Raw genomic sequence first — 17,434 nt, forward strand, 5'->3', positions numbered from 1 at the left:
CCTGCCCCGCCACCGCTCAGTACAGCCAGCGGTAGCGCAATCCCAGTTCCGTCATCGGCCGCCCGCCGTTGCGCGCCGCGGTCTCATGCGAGACGTAGAGCGCCAGGTGGTCGTTGCCGAGCACCGACCCCGCCACGCCGCCCTGCACGCGGAAGTTCTGCCGCGCGCGGGTGTCGTGCAGCAGCCCCACCTCGCCGAACGGCCGCCACTTGCGGGTGTATTCGTCCAGCAGCTCGGTGCCGAAGCCGAACAGCACGCCGGCCTGCGTGAAGCCCTGCGGCATGTAGAACGCCGGCGTCGCGGCGTCGCCGGCCGGCACCAGCGAGGCCAGCCGCGGCGTCAGGCTGCTGCCCTGCGTGCTGTAGCTGGCATGGGTGGCGACCACGCGCACGGTGTAGTCCGGATACGCGGTGCGGATCTTGTAGCCGGCCTCGACGTCATAGACCATGCCGTGGCCGAGCGTGCTGCGGTCCTGGCCGCGGAAGCGGCTGTACTCGATGCGCGCGCCGACGAACTCGCGCAGGCTGAAGCGCCACGTCGCCCCCAGTCCGAGCACGTCCTTGGCGCCGCCCACGCGCAGCGGCGCGGACTCGTCGGCCGGCTGGTTGAGCCCGGCCAGCGTGCTGAACTGCAGCCGTCCCTGCTGGTTCCACTCGCCGAAGAAGCGCGCCGTGGCCATGGTGTCGAGGCCCTCGCGGTAGCCCGCGCTGGCGCGCCAGCGCCGGTGGTTGTCGCGGTAGCCCAGCGACAAGTCAGCGCTGCGGTCCGACGACGGCACGTTCACCAGTTGCTGCGGGTCGGTGCTGCGCTGGTCGCGCCAGCTGCCGCGCAGGTTCAGGTCGTAGCCGTCCCACAGCCGCACGCCGCCGGCCAGGCTGCCTTCGGTGAACTCCAGCGGCTTCTGGTGCATGAAGCGCACGCGCGGCTCGATCGCCTGGGCGTTGAAGAGCAGCGTCTCGCGCAGCGTTTCCTGCAGCGCGTCATCGGAGCGCGCGCGCTCCTGGGTCTCGAAGGCCAGCGTCTGCGCCGCGCCAAGGCGGTCCAGCCGCTGGTTGGCCTCGATCTGGCTTGCCACCGGCACGCGGCCGGCCTGGCGCTCCAGGATGCGGTCCAGGCCGTTCAGGTCCTGCCGGTCCAGCGCGATCGCCACCTCGGCATACGCGGGGCGCTGCAGCCGGCTGGCGTACTGGCGCGCCAGCCACGCGCGCGCCAGCTCGCTGGATTCCGCCGACAGCGCCCACGCCAGCGCGGTATCGCGGCCGGCGGCCGACAGCGCCGCCTCGCGCCGCGCCGCATTGCGCACGACTTCGGCGGGGACCGGCTCGCGCAGCGGCGGCAGACCCTCGATCTCGCCCAGCTGCGACCTCGCGCCCACGCCTGGCGGCCCCAGTTCGCGCGCCGCCGTGGAGGCGCGGTCGGCGCGCAGCATCTGGATCACCAGCGCGCGCGAGACGTCGCCCGAGGCGAAGATCTGGCCCAGCGCCACGGTCTGGCGGCGCAGGTCCGCGCGCGACGGCGCGCCCGAGGCGTTCTCCTGCTCCTCGTCGCCGTCGGTGTGGTCCGGGCGCATGCGGTCAGCGCCCGCGCCGCGCAGGGCCCAGCCGCGATGCAGGTCGACCCAGGCCTGGCGGCGCACGCGCCAGGCCATGTCGGTCTGGCCGATGGCTTCATAGGCGTCGGCCAGCAAGCTCAGCCACAACGGATCAGCGCTCTTGCCGTCATTGAGCTTGCGCAGGTAATGCAGCGCCGCGCGCCCGTCCTGGAAGCGCATATGGCCGGCGGCGAAAGCGCCCCACAGGTCGGGATTGTCTTCGGCCTGGTCCTGCACGCGGCGCATCACCGCGCGCACCTCGGTATCGGTGCCCTGGTCGACCAGCGTCCACAGCAGCGCCGCCAGCGTTTCGCTGTCGGCATCCGGCAGACCGGCGGCGTGACGCAAATCGGCCAGGGCCTGCTCGCGCTGGCCGGTCACGCGGTAATACTCGGCGCGCCGCATCAGGAAGCGGCTCGACTGCCACGCCGCGCGGCGCTGCCCGGCGCTCATGTCCTGCAGCAGGCCCTCGATGCGGCGGTAGGCATGGGCGCGCGTGTAGTAGTACAGCGCCAGTTCCAGCGAAGCCGGGTTGCCGCCGCGGCGCCAGTCGGCCTCGGCGATGCGGCCGGCGTCGATGGGCGTCTTGTCGTAGTAGGCGATCAGGTTGGAGAAGTCGGCTTCCTGCGTGTCGCGGACCTCGTCCATGCAATCGTTGCGCGCCGGGCCCGCGGGCAGTTGCAGGCAGTGCTCGTCGCGGGTCTGCGCCGCCGCCACCATCAGGTGGCGGTAGCCGTCCTGGAGCAGGTCGTCGCGCTGGTTGAGCCGGGCCAGCTCGGTAAACGTGCGCCAGAACAGCAGGTCGCGCGGGCCCGCGGCGGCGCGCGCGGGCAGCATCGCGTCCAGCGCCGGCGCCAGCCGGCCGCGCACATAAAGCAGGTTGGCCAGCTTGAGCGCATAGGCCGGGCGCGGGCCGAAGCGCTGCTGCAGCTGGGTATAGAGCTGGAAGGCGCGTTCGTCCTTGCCGGCGCGCTCGGCCAGCGCGGCGTGGCGCTCCATGATGTCGCGCGCCCTGGGGCCGTGGCTCAGGCCTTCCAGGAAGCGCATGGCCTCTTCCGGCTCGCCCAGGCGTTCGTAGGCGGCCACCACCTGGTCCACCGTCTGCAGGTCCGAGCCGCCCGCGCGGTGGCGCAGCGCGGCCAGGTAGGCGCGATCGTCGGACAGCCCCGGCGCAAGCCGCATCACCGCATCCCAGGCGCGCTCGTCGTTGGTGGCGCGGGCATAGTCGAGCCAGCTCTTCAGCGCCACGGCCGGCTGGCGGTTCCATTCCGCCACCTGCGCCAGCCGCTCGCGCCAGACCGGCTCTGCCGGCAGCCGGCGCACCGCGGTCTCGGCCACGCGCTGGGCCTGGTCGAGCTTGCCCGCGGCCAGGAACACGCGATAGGCCAGCTCGTAGTCCTCGGCATTGAACTTCGCCTCGTCGCGCTGCGCGGGCGCGCCCTCCTGCGCCGCGATCTTGCGCACGCCCAGCTGCCCGGCAGCGGCCAGCGCCTCGCGCAGTGCCAGGCCGCGCGGCCCGTCGAGAAACACCACGCCGTGGCCGCCCCACGGCTGGCTGGCGGCGATGCGCCGTGCCTCGGCCTGGTAGGAGGCCAGCGCCGCCTGCCCCGCATGGCCGGTGTCGCGCAGCCGCGCCGACACCTTCAGCAGCCGCTCGACATAGCGGCTGGCCTGCTCCGGCTTGTTGGCCGCCAGCGCCAGCCGGGTCAGGTAGCGCAGCACCTCGGGGTCGTCGAGCAGCTTGCCGCCGTGGCGCTCGGCCTGCGCCAGCGCCTCGTCCAGCAGGTTGCCCGACTGCAGCGTCTGCACCGCCTTCAGGAACAGCGCGCGCCGCTCGGCCAGCGTGGTCGCGGCGGCCTGCTGCGCGAACAGCGCGTTGGCGGCGTCGCGGTAGTCGCCGCCGGCAATCGCCATCTCTGCCAGCTGGCGGTTCCAGAACGCCGCGTTATTGCGGTCCTGCGCGGCCAGCGCGGTGTAGAACCTGCGCATGGCCTGCTGCGCGCCGGCCTGGCGTGCCTGCGTCGCCAGCGCCTGCAGGTCCGCCAGGCTCCAGCGGCGGCCGGCGGCCTGGTCCAGCAGGCTGCGCAGCTGCACCAGGTTCTGTTCACGTTCGGCCGTTTCCGGCAGCGCGGCCCAGGCGCGCTGCTGCGCGATCTCGATGCGCGTGCGCAGCACCTGGCCCGACAGGTCGGTGCCCTGCACCGCCTGCATCCGCTCCAGCATGGCCTGTGCCTCTTCCAGGCGGCCGGTGCGCGCGTACTGCTCGGCCAGCACGCCCATGAAGGCGGGATCGTCGGGCGTGACCCGCCACCAGGCTTCCAGGTAGGCCATGGTCAGCCCGTCGATGGTGCGGCCATGCCCGAGCAGCCGCTCGCGCAGCGTCTCGCGCGGGAACATCAGCGCCAGGCCGATGCCCACGATCGCGGTAAAGGTCAGCACCAGCGTCGGCGGCAGCAGCCGCTCGCGCTCAGCCGGCGCAGCGGACTTCGACTTGTTGCCTGACATGATTGGGGTCGGTCACGGGTGCGGTATCCACGCGCAGCGTATTGCGCTCGCGCACGGCCGGCATGGCCTTGCCATCGACGCTGACGCGGCAGTGGCCGGCGTTGGCCAGACGGAAGAACGGCTTGTAGTAGCCACTGAAGGCAAAGCGGGTGACGCCGTCGCGCTGCGACCAGTCGCGCACGATGCCGCTGGCCTCGGCCAGTTGCGGCATGGCCGGCGCCGCCGGTGCCGCGGCGTCGCGCATGGCGAAGCGCGCGGCGCCGCCGTCCAGGTGCAGGTAGACACCGCCGCCGGGCGCGGGCGAGGTCCCGGTCACGCCCTGCGCGGCGGCAACGTCTGGAACGCCCGCGCCGCTCCAGCGCAGGTTGCGCAGGTTGCCGTCGCCGCGCACGATCCATTGCGTGCCGCCGCTGTCGGCGCTGCCATCGCCCACTTCGCGCGCCACCGCCATCTCCTGCCAGTCGAGCACCTTGCGCACGTAGTCGGTCGCATGCAGCGGCAGCAGCGGCTGCGCCAGCACGTAGTCATAGACCTTGCGCAGCGCCTTCAGCGACGCGGCCTTGGTGCCCGAGTAGCTGTGGTAGTAGATGTTCACGGGCTTGAAGCGATACGGCCGGTCGGTCAGCTCGAAGGTCTCGATCACGCGCTCGAAGCCGTAGAACGGCCCGTGCCACAGGTTGGTGTAGACGTTCTCGTTCTGGTTGGGCGCGAACACCTGGAAGGTGCCGCCCGGCTTGTTGATGCCCAGCGGCGCGATCGCGGTCCAGCTGGGGTTGCTGCGCGTGATCAGCGTGTCGCCGCCGTTCATGTTGAGCACGCGCGCCTTGTCGGTCAGGCGCAGCGCCTCGGCCGGCGGCTGGCAGTCGCCCGACCACAGCAGCAGGCCGACGGGCTTGCCGGCGGGCGCCAGGGTGCGGTTGATGTAGTCGATGGAGCCGCCGATCTCGCGGTTCAGGTCCATCTTGTAGCCGGGGATATCGAGGTGGAAGGCCTCGTCGCCCTCGGTCACCGCGGCGTTGCCGCCCTGCCCCTGTTTCCCCTGCTGCGCCGGCACCGTGCGCGCCCATTCGAACGGGTGCGAGAACGTATGGCTGGCCACCTCGACATAGGGCTGGGCAAAGATCTTGCGCGCGATCGGCTCCAGTTCGGCGCTCAGCTTCGGGTACATGCCGTCGCGGCTGACCTCGCCCTGGATCACGGACATGGTCATCGGCAGCCGGTAGCGGTCGAAGATCTCGCGCAGCAGCACTTCGCCGGAGAAGCCGCCGCCGGGAATCTCGGCGCGCGAGGCAAAGCCGTCGCCGTCGATATGGATGGTCAGCAGGCGCCGGCCGTTCTCGGTGGTGACATCGGGCACCGGCATCGCGGGCAGGCGCAGCGCCTCGCGCAGGAAGTCCAGCGGCTGCACCACCCAGCGGCTCTGGGTGTTGCCGATGCCGCTCTGGCGCACCGCATACGGCCCCAGCACATAGCCGCCCCATGGCGTGATCGCGGCGGCATCATAGGTCAGCGTGCCGGAGCGCAGGCGCAGCAGCGAGCGGAACCCGTCGCCGTCAGGCACCTGGACCGCCACGGCCTCGGTGCGGTCGGGCGCCACCGGCATCTCGAACCCCATCATCCGGTCCCTGGCCACCACTTCGACGGGACCCGACACGCGGCCCTTGACCGCCTTCAGGCCAAAACCGCGCGCCACCGCGCCGCTGACATCGGCGCCGAAGTCGTTCAGGAACACCACCGGCGTGCCCTGCGCCATGCGCGCCTGCACCCAGGTGTGGAAGCGGCCCGGCTGCGCCGTGACCTTGCCGGACAGGTACACCACCACGCCGGCGTAGCGGTCCGGCCCGATCTCCGGCAGTTCCTCGCTGGTCTCGGCAAACTCGACGCGGTAGCCCAGGTAGTTGAGCGGCATCGAGACAAAGCGCACGCCCGGGGAATCGTCGATCGACACGCCGGGGCGGCGCTCCTGCACTACCAGCACGCGCCGCGGCAGTACCTCGACCTTGCCGATGCCGACCGTCTGCAGCCCCGGATCGGCCACGTATGGCGTAATGCCCAGCGCGCGGATGCGCCGCGCAGTCTCGCGCGCGCAGCGGCGGTCCGCCGGCGGGCAATAGTCGATCGACACCACCGGCAGGCGGTATTGCTCGCGGATAGTGCGCGCCTGCGCCAGCAGCCAGTCGCGGTCGGCCTGCGGCACCTCGACATAGCGGCCCTGGGCCTGGTTCCAGCCGCGGAACAGCGACTCGAAGGCGACGGCATACGCCAGCCCATGCACCTGCGGCAGGATCTCGAAGCCGCGGTTGAAGATCAGCCGGGCGTCGGGGTAGCGCGCCTTGATCGCGCGCACCACGCGCACCAGGCCGGCTTCCTGCCGCGCGCGCTCGGCGTCGGTCCGGACGGCGAGCTGGTACGAGTCCAGCGTATCGAGGAAAAAGCCGCGGAAGCCCCGCGCCCACAGCGGCGCGATCACCTTGTCGACATAGAAGGCGGGCCAGCCGTCGGCGGCCTGGTCGATAACCGGCGCGTTCCAGGCGTCGTTGCGGCCGACGAACCAGTTCTTGGGGATGTCCTTGAAGTACGGGCGGCTGTCCAGCACCTCGCCCACGCTGACGTAGGCGAACCAGGCGGTTGAGGGGGTGGCGGCCTCGCGCGGATCGAAGCCGCTGTCGGGTTCGACCACGGCGATATCGAAGGCCTGCAGCGCATCGACCGGCGGCCTGGCGCCATAGTGCAGGGCGATCGAGGGCATGGCCGGGGCCGGGGCCGGCGCCGGCTGTGCCGCGGCGGCTGCCGCCCCGCCGAGGGCGAGCGCCAGCGCTGCACGCTGCGCCAGGCGCCCCAGCCACGCGACCCACCCCGGCCGGCACGGCATATGGCCGCCCCGGCTTCCCTGCGCTTCCCCCAGTCGATTCACAAGCGTGCTTCCCTCTTTATTTGCGCGCACAAAATGCACGGCGCCCGACATTTTCGAGGCGGATCGTGACCGCCTGGCGTCTGGTTCTGGCCGTCAATTCGGAAATGTCCGATGTTATCCGGCAACCGCATGCTAGAGCAGGCACCGGGGCCCCATTGTCAACAATTGTTCCGAAAAGGAGACATTGGGCAGGCTTGTGCGTTAACGGCTGCCCAGGCGGGTCCGGCGGTTGCGCGCCGCCGGCGGTGGCAACCGGACGGTGGAAGATCCGGATACCCGTACCCCGGCGCGGCACTGTCCGTTACCGGAATTCGTACAGCATGGTTTGCCGCCGGCCCGCAGCGTTTGCGTTCATTCGGTTATGTATGGACGCGCATGCAGGCGATTGACTCATGTATAGGCGTGCACAACCTGACCGCCGTCCTGGGTATTCGGTTTTATTCGCATAATGTTATATCCGCGTCGACTGGCCTCACCCGAACGCGGTAGGAGACGGTGCCGTAAAAATTTGTAAAAAAGATGGCACGGCCCTGCACCGGGCGGCAGCCATTATGCACGACAACATGGCGCGATGCCCGGCCGCAGTGCACGCACAGGCAAACGCGACAATAAAAAATCAGGGAATTCACTGAACCGGCGCCGAAGTAGAAAACGCTAATATCTCCTGTCGGAACCTCTCATCATGATTAGGCGCTTAGCCTGATTGACACACCGGGAAAATTCGGCAGAATGATTCCCACTTGTGCAGCGTTCATTCGGTGTGTCATTTGGTGTTGTCGTTCCGTGACGGTTTCGGTTGTCACGACAGCGACATATCGAAGTCATATGGAATGCACCGGCGGGAACATAAAGGGATCCGCGGGTGCGTTGCACACGGTGTATAACGAGCGTTTTCGCTCATTTTGAAATTCAAGGTTGAGATAGATATGGAAACCGGTACCGTTAAGTGGTTCAACGACGCCAAGGGCTTCGGCTTCATCACGCCGGACGAAGGCGGCAATGACCTGTTCGCACACTTCTCCGCCATCGAAGGCTCGGGCTTCAAGTCGTTGAAGGAAGGCCAGAAGGTGCGCTACGTCAAGGCCATGGGCCAGAAGGGCGAGCAAGCCACCAAGATCCAGGCCCTCTGATACCGGTGTGGTCCCGGGCCGGTCCGACGGACCGGCCGGCACGAAAGCCCCGCAGCGTCGTTGCGGGGCTTTTTGTTTTTGGCGAGCCGTGCTGGAGCACGGCTGCGCCCCTGTCGTTGCGGGGGAAATTGCTATAATCGCCCGACCCACAACCACCTCCCGCTCGGGTGCGCGCCGACGCCGCGCGGCCGGCGCGGGACGGTAAGCAGCGTGTCGAGGAGTTACGTGGCTGGTACTCAGATCGCAGCTTCAGACAGCCCTGCCGCCACTGCCGCCGGCAGCCGGGCGGGGCCCGCCGCTTCGGCCGGCAGCTCCTTCCATGCCGCCCTGCGCATCCTGCCCGCGGCACAGCGCCAGGCCATGTTCGAGATCTACGCGTTCTGCCGCGCCGTCGACGATATCGCCGATGGCAGCGCGCCGCACGCCGAGCGCCTGGCCGCGCTCGATGCCTGGCGCCGCGATATCGGCGCCTGCTACGCCGGCAACCCGCCCGCGCCGCTGCAGCCGCTGTGCGCCCAGATCCGCGCCTTCGACCTGCAGCAGGCTGACTTCCTTGCCGTGATCGACGGCATGACCATGGACGTGGTGCAGGATATCCGCGCGCCCGACGCCGCCACCCTCGACCTGTACTGCGACCGCGTTGCCAGCGCGGTCGGCCGCCTGGCGGTGCGGGTGTTCGGGCTGGAGGCGGATTGCGGCGTCGCACTGGCGCACCACCTGGGCCGCGCGCTGCAACTGACCAATATCCTGCGCGATATCGACGAGGACGCCTCCATCGGCCGGCTCTACCTGCCGGCCGAGGCGCTCGCCGCGGCCGGCATTGCCATCGCCACGCCCGCGGCCGTGGCCGCGCACCCCGCGCTGGGACAGGCGTGCGCGGCGGTGGCGCGCGAGGCCCAGGCGCACTACGAGCAGGCCTGGGCCGTCATGGCGCGCTGCCCGGCACGCCAGGTGCGTTCGCCGCGCATCATGGCCGAGGTCTACCACCGCATCCTGGCGCGGCTGTGCGCGCAGGGATGGCGCGCGCCGCGCCGCCGCGTGCGCCTGCCGCGCGCGCAATTGCTCTGGATCGTGCTGCGCCACGCCATTGGCTGAGCGCGGCAAGCCGATGCACGCCGGGCCCGGCCACGCCGTGGACCGGCACAAGGAGGCTGCATGTCGATGAACGAGACCGCCTTTGCCAACGCCGCGCCGCAGCTGGATCCGGCGCCGCGGCAGCCGGCCGCCGCGCACGAGCCGCCGGCAGCGCGCGCGCCGGCGCACGCGCTGGACCACGGCATCGGCCGCGCGCTCGACGCGCTGCTGCACCAGCAGCGCTCCGACGGGCACTGGGTCTACGAACTCGAAGCCGACGCCACCATCCCCGCCGAATACGTGCTGATGGTGCACTACCTGGGCGAGCAGCCCGACCTGGACCTGGAAGCGCGCATTGCCCGCTACCTGCGCCGCATCCAGAACCCGGACGGCGGCTGGCCGCTGTTCCATGAGGGCCGCTCCGACATCAGCGCCAGCGTGAAGGCGTATTTCGCGCTGAAGATGGCGGGCGACGATCCGCAGTCCGCGCCGATGCAGCGCGCGCGCCAGGCCATCCACGCCCTGGGCGGCGCCGAGGCCAGCAATGTGTTCACACGCACGCTGCTGGCGCTGTACGGCGCGCTGCCGTGGACGGCGGTGCCGATGATGCCGGTCGAGATCATGCTGCTGCCGCGCTGGTTCCCGTTCCACCTGTCCAAGGTCTCGTACTGGGCGCGCACGGTGATCGTGCCGCTGCTGGTGCTCAACAGCCTGCGGCCGCAGGCGCGCAACCCGCGCGGCGTCGGCATCCAGGAACTGTTCGTCGGCAACTGCCACACGGTGCGGCTGCCGCCGCGCGCGCCCCACCAGCACGCCGGCTGGTACACGGTGTTCCGCGGCCTGGACGCGCTGCTGCGCGTGGCCGAGCCGCTGTTCCCGCGCGCGCTGCGCCGGCGCGCGATTGCCGCGGCGCAGGACTTCGTGCGCGAACGCCTCAACGGCGAGGACGGCCTGGGCGCGATCTTCCCCGCCATGGCCAACAGCGTGATGATGTTCGACGTGCTGGGCGTGCTGCCCGACGATCCGGCGCGCGCGGTGGCGCGGCGTTCGGTCGAGCGCCTGCTGGTCGAGCACGGCGACGAGGCCTATTGCCAGCCCTGCCTGTCGCCGGTATGGGATACCGCGCTGGCCGCGCACGCCCTGCTGGAAACCGGCGAAGCGCGCGCGGTGCAGGCTGCCGGGCGCGCGCTGGACTGGCTGAAACCGCTGCAGGTGCTCGACCTGCGCGGCGACTGGGCGGTGCGCCGCCCGCTGGTGCGCCCCGGCGGCTGGGCCTTCCAGTACGCCAACGCCTATTATCCCGACGTCGACGACACCGCGGTGGTGGCCGCCGCGATGGACCGCTTCATGCGCGCGCACGATGCGCCGGGGCGCTACGGCGAAGCGGTGGCGCGCGCCACCGAGTGGATCGTCGGCATGCAGAGCGGCAACGGCGGCTGGGGCGCATTCGAGCCCGAGAACACGCACCTGTACCTGAACAACATCCCCTTCGCCGACCACGGCGCGCTGCTGGACCCGCCCACCGCGGATGTGTCGGCGCGCTGCCTGTCGATGCTGTGCCAGACCGGCGCCCCGCCCGGCAAAAGCGAACCCGCCGCGCGCGCGCTGCGCTACCTGCTGGCCGAGCAGATGCCCGACGGCAGCTGGTTCGGCCGCTGGGGCACCAACTATATCTATGGCACCTGGAGCGCGCTGTGCGCGCTGAACGCCGCCGGCCTGCCGCCCGAAGCGCCCGAGCTGCGGCGCGCGGTGGCGTGGCTGGCGCGGATCCAGAACGCCGACGGCGGCTGGGGCGAGGACGGCAGCAGCTACCGGCTCGACTACCGCGGCTACGAGCCGGCGCCGAGCGTGGCCTCGCAGACCGCGTGGGCGCTGCTGGCGCTGATGGCGGCAGGCGCCGCGCAGCATCCGGCGGTGGCGCGCGGCATCGACTACCTGCTGCGCACGCAGCAGCCCGGCGGCCTGTGGCACGAGCCGCGCTTTACCGCGGTGGGCTTCCCGCGCGTGTTCTACCTGCGCTATCACGGCTACGCACGCTACTTCCCGTTGTGGGCGCTGGCGCGCTACCGCAACCTGCAGCGCGGCCAGGGCGGCCAGGTGTCGTGGGGACTGTGACGGCACCGTTCGTGCTGGTCGTTACCGGCATGGCATTCGAGGCACGCATCGCCGCCGGGCCGCATTGCCGCGTGGTGCACGGCTTGCGCGGCGTGGCGCTGGAGCAGGAGGTCTCCGCGATGGCCAGCCGGCAGTGCATGGGCATACTCAGCTTCGGCGTGGCGGGCGGGCTGGACCCGACGCTGGCGCCGGGCGATGTGGTGCTGGCGGATGCGGTCGGCGCGCCTGGCGAGCACTACGACACCGACATGACCTGGACCCGCGCCATGCACGCGGCGCTGCCGCACGCGCGCATCGGCACCGCGGCCGGCGCGGACCAGCCGGTTCTCTCGGTGGCTGCCAAGGCAGCGCTGCACCGGGGCACGGGGGCGCTGTGCGTCGATATGGAATCGCATCTGGCCGCGCGCATGGCAGCGGCCTGCCGGCTGCCGTTCGCGGCTTGCCGCGTGGTCATCGATCCCGCCGCGCGAGCGGTGCCGGCCGCCGCGGCGGCGGGCATGGGCGAACAGGGCAAGACCGATGTGGGCGCGGTGTTGCTCGGGCTGCTGCGCGCGCCGGGGGACTTGCCGGCGCTGCTGCGCGTGGCCAGCGATGCCGCGGCCGCGCGCGGGGCGCTGCGGGCGGCAAGGCTGGCGCTGGGCGATGTGTTTGGGTTGCGAGATGCGCTCGAAGCAAGCTGACGTTGGAACCGACTGATGCGGGCAAACCAGCAGCATGGCGAAGCGCCACAGGCTGTTCAAATTCCGCCTGGGTACTCCCTCTCCCGCTTGCGGGAGAGGGCTGGGGTGAGGGCCAGAGCTGCCACGCAGTGCAGGCGCCTCGTGCTTGCCGAACGCCGGGCCCTCACCCCCGGGCCCCTCTCCCGCAAGCGGGAGAGGGGAGCAAACCAGCGGCATGGCGAAGCGCCACAGGCTTTGCAAATTCCGCTTGGGTACTCCCTCTCCCGCTTGCGGGAGAGGGCTGGGGTGAGGGCCAGAGCTGCCACGCAGTGCGGGCGCCTCGTGCTTGCCGAACGCCGGGCCCTCACCCCCGGCCCCTCTCCCGCAAGCGGGAGAGGGGAGCAAACCAGCGGCATGGGTAAGCGCCACAGGCTGTTCAAATCCCGCTTGGGTACTCCCTCTCCCGCTTGCGGGAGAGGGCAGCAAACCCGCTGCGGCCTACACGTCCGCGCGCACGCCCCTCACCCAAACTTCCTCACCGCATCCAGCGCCAGCCCGCTGCCGATGCTGCCGAAGCGGTCGCCTTCCACGCAGCGCGCCTCGGGCAGCAATGCTGCCAGCCGCTGGCGCAATAGCGGCACGCTGCTGGAGCCGCCGGTGAAGAAGATGGTATCGACCGCCGCACCCGGCACGCCGGCGTCGGCCAGCAGCTTGTGCACGGTCTGCTCGGTCCGCGTCACCAGCTTGTCGATCGAGGCATCGAACTCGTCGCGCGTGATGGTGAGCGTCAGCCCTTGTTCCAGCCGGTGCAGGTCCACGTCAGTGCTGCCCGCGTCCGACAGCGCAATCTTGGCGGCTTCGACCTGGATCGCCAGCCAGTGCCCGGCGCGCTCGCGGATCAGCCGCACCAGGCGGTCTAGCTTGACCGTGTCGGCGGCGTCGCGATAGTTGTCCATCACCAGCGACCACGCCTTGCGCGTGTAGAGCAGGTTGATGGTGTGCCAGCTGGCCAGGTCGAAATACTGGCTCGACGGCATCGCCTTGCCGTTGCGCAGCGCGCTGCCCAGGCCCAGCAGCGGCATCGCGCGCGCCAGGCTGAGCGCGCGGTCGAAGTCAGTGCCGCCGATATGCACGCCGCCGTTGGCGAGGATGTCGTCGCGACGGTCGCTGCGCGCGGCGCGCTCGGGCGACAGCCGCACCAGCGAGAAGTCCGAGGTGCCGCCGCCGATATCGGCCACCAGCACCAGTTCCTCGCGCGTGATGCCGGCCTCGTAGTCGAACGCCGCCGCGATCGGCTCATACTGGAACGCGATCTCGCTGAACCCCGCGTCGCGCGCGATCCCGGCCAGCGTGTCTTCGGCCAGCTGGTCGGCCACCGGGTCTTCGTCGACAAAGAACACCGGCCGCCCCAGCACCGCGCGCGAGAACGCGGTGCCGGCGGCGTGTTCGGCGCGCGTCTTCAGCTCGCCGATGAAATGCGCGAGCAGCTTGCGGAACGGCATGGCCTGGCCCATCACCTCGGTGCTGTCGTCCATCATCGAGGTGCCCAGCAGGCTCTTGAGCGAACGCATCAGCCGGCCCTCGTAGCCCGCAAGGTAGTCGCCCAGCGCGGCGCGGCCGTAGCTGACCAGCGGATCCTCGGCATGGAAGAAGATCACCGACGGCAGCGTCGCCTTGCCATCCTCCAGCGGCAGCAGCGCGGCTGCATGTCCCGGGCGGCTCCAGCCGACCGTCGAGTTGGACGTGCCGAAGTCCAGGCCGCATGCGTTTGACATCATCGATTCCATTCCCTGCGAGCAAAGTGGTCCGCGCGGCGCAAGCCGGCCGCGGGCGGGGGCGCTATTGTAGGGCAGCGACGGGGTCCGTGCCGGCTGTCACTGCCTTGACACGCAGGCAGCGCGCTCCTATGCTCCGCATGTTCTTTGTTAAAGACTGTTGTTCCGTTGTACAGAACATACAACAACAACGGTCAGCCTCCCGCCATGCAAAAACCCCTGCGCCATATCCGCGTGCTCGACCTCACCAATGTGCTGGCCGGGCCGTTCTGCTGCCACCAGCTGGCCCACCTCGGCGCCGAAGTCATCAAGGTCGAAACCCCGGGCACCGGCGACCTGGCCCGCCAACTCGGCGCGGACGCAGACCTGAACCAGCGCCTGATGGGCGTGTCGTTCCTCGCCCAGAACCCGGGCAAGCAGTCGGTCACCGTCAACCTGAAGCACGCGCGCGGCAAGGAAGTGTTCCGCAAGCTGGTGCGCGGCGCCGACGTGGTGGTCGAGAACTTCCGGCCTGGCGTGATGGACCGTCTCGGGCTTGGCTACGAGGCGCTGAAGCAGGACAACCCGCGGCTGATCTACTGCGCGATCTCGGGCTTCGGCCAGGACGGGCCGCTCGCCGGGCTGCCCGCCTATGACCAGATCATCCAGGGCATGGCCGGCGTGATGCAGATCACCGGCGACGCGCACAGCGCGCCGCTGCGGGTCGGCTACCCGGTGTCCGACACCATCGGCGGCCTGACCGCGGCGCTGGCGGTGTCGGCGGCGCTGGCCGATAGCGGGCGCACCGAGGGCTATTTCATCGACGTGTCGATGCTGGAAGCGACGCTGGCCACGATGGGCTGGGCCGTGTCCAACCACCTGATCGCGGGCCGCGCGCCCACGCCGATGGGCAACGAGAACATGACCGCGAGCCCGTCCGGCACCTTCCGCACCGCCGACGGCCTGCTCAATATCGCCGCCAACAAGCAGGAGCAGTTCGAAGCGCTGTGCCGCGTGGTGGGCCGGCCGGACCTGGCTGGAGATGCCCGCTTCGCCCAGCGCCAGGCGCGGCTGGCCAACCGGGCCGCGCTGACGCACGCGCTGGAAGCCGAACTGGCACGCAAGCCGGCCGCCGAGTGGTGGCCGCAGCTGACCGCGGCCGGCGTGCCGGCCGGGCCGGTGCTGGACGTGCCGCAGACGCTGGCCCATCCGCAGGTGAGCGGGCGCGGCATGATCGGCGAATTTGCCGACGCCCCCGGCGTGGGCCGCGACATCCGCGTGGTGCGCACCGGCTTCAAGCTCAACCGCGAGGCGCCGGCGGTCGACACGCCGCCGCCGCAACTAGGGCAGCATACGCGCCAGGTACTTGAGGGCCTGGGCTACAGCGAGGCCGATATCGAGCAACTGAGCCAGCAGGGTGCGATATGAGCGAAAGTGAAAACAGCAGCCCGAACGGGCGCGACGGCATCGACGCCGGCCAGCGCCAGTCGCAGGACTGGTGGCGCACCGGCATCATCGACATGCGCCCGGGCGAGATCCGCTACCGCGGCTATCCGATCGAGCAGCTGATCGGCCGGGTCTCGTTTGCGCAGATGATCTGGCTGATGCTGCGCGGCGAGCTGCCCGGCCCGGGCCAGGGCGAACTGCTGGACGCGGCGCTGATGGCCGCGGTCGACCACGGCCCGCAGGCACCCAGCATTGCCATCGCGCGCATGGCGGCCACCTGCGGCGTGGGGCTGAACAACGCGATGGCGTCGGCCGTCAACGTGCTGGGCGACGTGCATGGCGGCGCGGGCGAGCAGGCGGTGGCGCTGTACCAGGACGTGGCGCAGCGGCTCGACGCCGGCAGCGCGATGGCGGTTGCGGTCGACGATGCGCTGCGGCACTACCGCGACCTGCACGGCAAGTACGTTGCCGGCTTCGGCCACCGTTTCCATCCGGTCGATCCGCGCGCGCCGCGGCTGCTGGCGCTGGTCGCGCAGGCCGCGGACGCTGGCGTGGTGAGCGGCCGCTACGCGGTCATCGCACGCGCGGTGGAAGCGGCGCTTGGCGCCGGGCGCGGCAAGCCCGTGCCGATGAACATCGATGGCGCCACCGCGGTGATCTACGCCGAGCTGGGCTTTGCCGCGCCGCTGGCGCGCGGGCTGTTCTGCCTGTCGCGCTCGGTCGGCATCCTCGCGCACGCATGGGAGCAGCAGTGCGAGGGCGGGCGCAACAAGGGCCCGATGCCGCGCCAGTTCCTGTGGACCTATGACGGCGCGCCGCCGCGCGACGTGCCGGAGCCGGGCACGCGAGCATAAGCTGCAGGGGCCGCGGCGAGGCCGGATCGCCAGCTCAGCCGGCCAGGTCCGGTTCCGGCTCCAGCAGCGCCGCCGCGCCGGCCTCGGACACGGCCATCGACGACGCCAGCACATAGCGGTCACGCCCATGCGCCTTGGCGTGGTAGAGCGCGCGGTCGGCATCGGCAAACAGGGTCCGCCACAGCGCCTCCCTGCCGCCCGCGCCGCCGCGCAGCTGCGCCACGCCGATGCTGACGCTGGCATGGCCGCGCCCGGCGGGCAAGGGGATGGCGCGCACCTTGCGCAGCACCCGGTTGGCCAGCGCCGACGCCTGCTGCTCGTCGGTGTGCGGGCACAGCACGCAGAATTCTTCGCCGCCGTAGCGGCCGGCCACGTCCGAGGCGCGGCGCGAGTTGTCCAGCGCCTGCGCCACTTCGCGCAGCACCGCATCGCCGGCGTGGTGGCCGCAGCTGTCGTTGACCTGCTTGAAGTAGTCGATATCGATCACCAGGCACGACAGCGGCTGGCCGTCGCGCTGCCAGCGCGCCACCAGCGACAGCGCCGACATCTCCAGCGCGCCGCGGTTGAGCAGCCCGGTCAGGGCGTCGATGCGGGCGCCGCTCTCGTTGTGCGCGACGATCTGCTCCATCGCCATCACGGTGAAGCCGAACAGCCCCAGCAGCGTGGCGATCAGCGGCGCCAGCACCCAGGCCGAACCGGCCGGACCGGCGAAGAACAGGGTCAGCGGCGCGGCGGCGGCCCCGGCGGCTGCGCTGCCGGGTGGCAGGCTCATGGCATGGCTGAAGCCGGCCAGCTGCGTGGCCAGCTGCACCAGGCTCGCCACCAGCACCAGCGGCGCACCGATGCTGCGGCGCCCGCGCCCGGCGCGCGCCAGCGTGGCAAAGGTGGCCAGCGACACCAGCGCCAGCACGCCGTAGACGATGCGCAGCACCAGCTGCGGCCCTTCCGGCAGGCCGCTGGACGCCGCCATCAGCCCCAGCACGATCGCGCCCGCGCCAACCAGCGCGCCCGGATGCGCCGGCACGCCGTAGTAGAGCCGCACGCCGCGGTAGATCAGCAGCCAGCCGGCGACGAAGGCGAACGCGCCCAGCGTGCCGAGCTGGCCGGTGCCGCTGGCCGCGCTGACCGCCAGCGCCAGGCCCGCGGCCGACACCAGCACATGGCCGAAGGCCCACAGCCGCCCCGCCGTGCTCGCGCGCAGCGCGAACACCAGCCCCGCTGCAATGATCAGCGTGCTGCAGAAAAACACCATCATCACCACCGCAATGGTCTGCTGGTCCAGGTGCAAGGGATTTCCTCAAGGATGCCTTCCGCCTGCCGTCAATATCGATCGGCGGGCATTGGGCGACGGGGCGCGACGCGAGGCACGGACGCGCTGGTTCCACAAGATGT

At 70.9% G+C, this 17,434-nt stretch carries 10 protein-coding genes; 6 read left to right on the plus strand and 4 right to left on the minus strand.

The window, feature by feature from the left end; translation table 11 throughout:
• Window positions 1-16: 16 nt before the first annotated feature.
• Together CBM2594_RS23665 and CBM2594_RS23670 are read right to left on the minus strand one after the other, a co-directional pair.
• Window positions 17-4,096, minus strand: a complete 4,080-nt coding sequence (locus CBM2594_RS23665) for a tetratricopeptide repeat protein (protein WP_116359220.1) — start codon at window positions 4,094-4,096, stop codon at window positions 17-19.
• Entirely contained in the window at window positions 4,059-6,968 is a 2,910-nt protein-coding gene (locus CBM2594_RS23670; protein WP_116359221.1) for an endo alpha-1,4 polygalactosaminidase, read from the minus strand. Before CBM2594_RS23670 ends, CBM2594_RS23665 begins: the two co-directional genes overlap by 38 nt.
• A gap of 968 nt (window positions 6,969-7,936) precedes the next feature.
• On the opposite strand from CBM2594_RS23670, the gene CBM2594_RS23675 reads away from it, so the two are divergent.
• From CBM2594_RS23675 to CBM2594_RS23690, 4 genes are all read left to right on the plus strand, one after another.
• Window positions 7,937-8,140, plus strand: coding sequence for a cold-shock protein (locus CBM2594_RS23675; protein WP_012356773.1), 204 nt, complete (start codon window positions 7,937-7,939; stop codon window positions 8,138-8,140).
• Between the two features lie 225 nt (window positions 8,141-8,365).
• Window positions 8,366-9,235 (plus strand): presqualene diphosphate synthase HpnD, encoded by an 870-nt coding sequence (gene hpnD, locus CBM2594_RS23680; RefSeq protein ID WP_116359222.1) that lies wholly within the window; start codon window positions 8,366-8,368, stop codon window positions 9,233-9,235.
• 60 nt (window positions 9,236-9,295) lie between these two features.
• Window positions 9,296-11,329 carry a squalene--hopene cyclase gene (gene shc, locus CBM2594_RS23685; protein WP_116359223.1) on the plus strand — a complete coding sequence of 678 codons (2,034 nt, stop codon included), beginning with the start codon at window positions 9,296-9,298 and terminating at the stop codon, window positions 11,327-11,329.
• Window positions 11,326-12,009 carry a phosphorylase gene (locus tag CBM2594_RS23690; RefSeq protein ID WP_232346775.1) on the plus strand — a complete coding sequence of 228 codons (684 nt, stop codon included), beginning with the start codon at window positions 11,326-11,328 and terminating at the stop codon, window positions 12,007-12,009. Before shc ends, CBM2594_RS23690 begins: the two co-directional genes overlap by 4 nt.
• A 500-nt stretch (window positions 12,010-12,509) precedes the next feature.
• On the opposite strand, the gene CBM2594_RS23695 is transcribed toward CBM2594_RS23690, so the two are convergent.
• The gene (locus CBM2594_RS23695; protein WP_116359751.1) at window positions 12,510-13,766 is read right to left on the minus strand and encodes an Hsp70 family protein; all 1,257 of its coding nucleotides are present in this window, start codon (window positions 13,764-13,766) and stop codon (window positions 12,510-12,512) included.
• Window positions 13,767-13,970: 204 nt separating this feature from the next.
• Between CBM2594_RS23695 and CBM2594_RS23700 the strand changes: the two genes are divergently transcribed.
• On the plus strand, window positions 13,971-15,170 hold the full coding sequence (locus tag CBM2594_RS23700) for a CaiB/BaiF CoA transferase family protein (RefSeq protein ID WP_116359225.1): 1,200 nt from the start codon (window positions 13,971-13,973) through the stop codon (window positions 15,168-15,170).
• Complete coding sequence (locus CBM2594_RS23705) at window positions 15,167-16,042, plus strand: citryl-CoA lyase (protein WP_116359226.1); 876 nt, start codon at window positions 15,167-15,169, stop codon at window positions 16,040-16,042. Before CBM2594_RS23700 ends, CBM2594_RS23705 begins: the two co-directional genes overlap by 4 nt.
• Window positions 16,043-16,076: 34 nt before the next feature.
• On the opposite strand, the gene CBM2594_RS23710 is transcribed toward CBM2594_RS23705, so the two are convergent.
• Window positions 16,077-17,330 carry a GGDEF domain-containing protein gene (locus CBM2594_RS23710; protein ID WP_116359227.1) on the minus strand — a complete coding sequence of 418 codons (1,254 nt, stop codon included), beginning with the start codon at window positions 17,328-17,330 and terminating at the stop codon, window positions 16,077-16,079.
• Window positions 17,331-17,434: the final 104 nt, after the last annotated feature.

Source organism: Cupriavidus taiwanensis (assembly GCF_900249755.1).
In the GTDB taxonomy this organism is placed as follows: domain Bacteria; phylum Pseudomonadota; class Gammaproteobacteria; order Burkholderiales; family Burkholderiaceae; genus Cupriavidus; species Cupriavidus taiwanensis_D.

What these genes read in the sequence shown, in the direction of transcription:
- CBM2594_RS23665 (WP_116359220.1), bottom strand. Translation starts at nt 4,096, where the DNA reads ATGTCAGGCAACAAGTCGAAGTCCGCTGCGCCGGCTGAGCGCGAGCGG.
- CBM2594_RS23670 (WP_116359221.1), bottom strand. Translation starts at nt 6,968, where the DNA reads ATGCCGTGCCGGCCGGGGTGGGTCGCGTGGCTGGGGCGCCTGGCGCAG.
- CBM2594_RS23675 (WP_012356773.1), top strand. Translation starts at nt 7,937, where the DNA reads ATGGAAACCGGTACCGTTAAGTGGTTCAACGACGCCAAGGGCTTCGGC.
- shc (WP_116359223.1), top strand. Translation starts at nt 9,296, where the DNA reads ATGTCGATGAACGAGACCGCCTTTGCCAACGCCGCGCCGCAGCTGGAT.
- CBM2594_RS23695 (WP_116359751.1), bottom strand. Translation starts at nt 13,766, where the DNA reads ATGATGTCAAACGCATGCGGCCTGGACTTCGGCACGTCCAACTCGACG.
- CBM2594_RS23700 (WP_116359225.1), top strand. Translation starts at nt 13,971, where the DNA reads ATGCAAAAACCCCTGCGCCATATCCGCGTGCTCGACCTCACCAATGTG.
- CBM2594_RS23705 (WP_116359226.1), top strand. Translation starts at nt 15,167, where the DNA reads ATGAGCGAAAGTGAAAACAGCAGCCCGAACGGGCGCGACGGCATCGAC.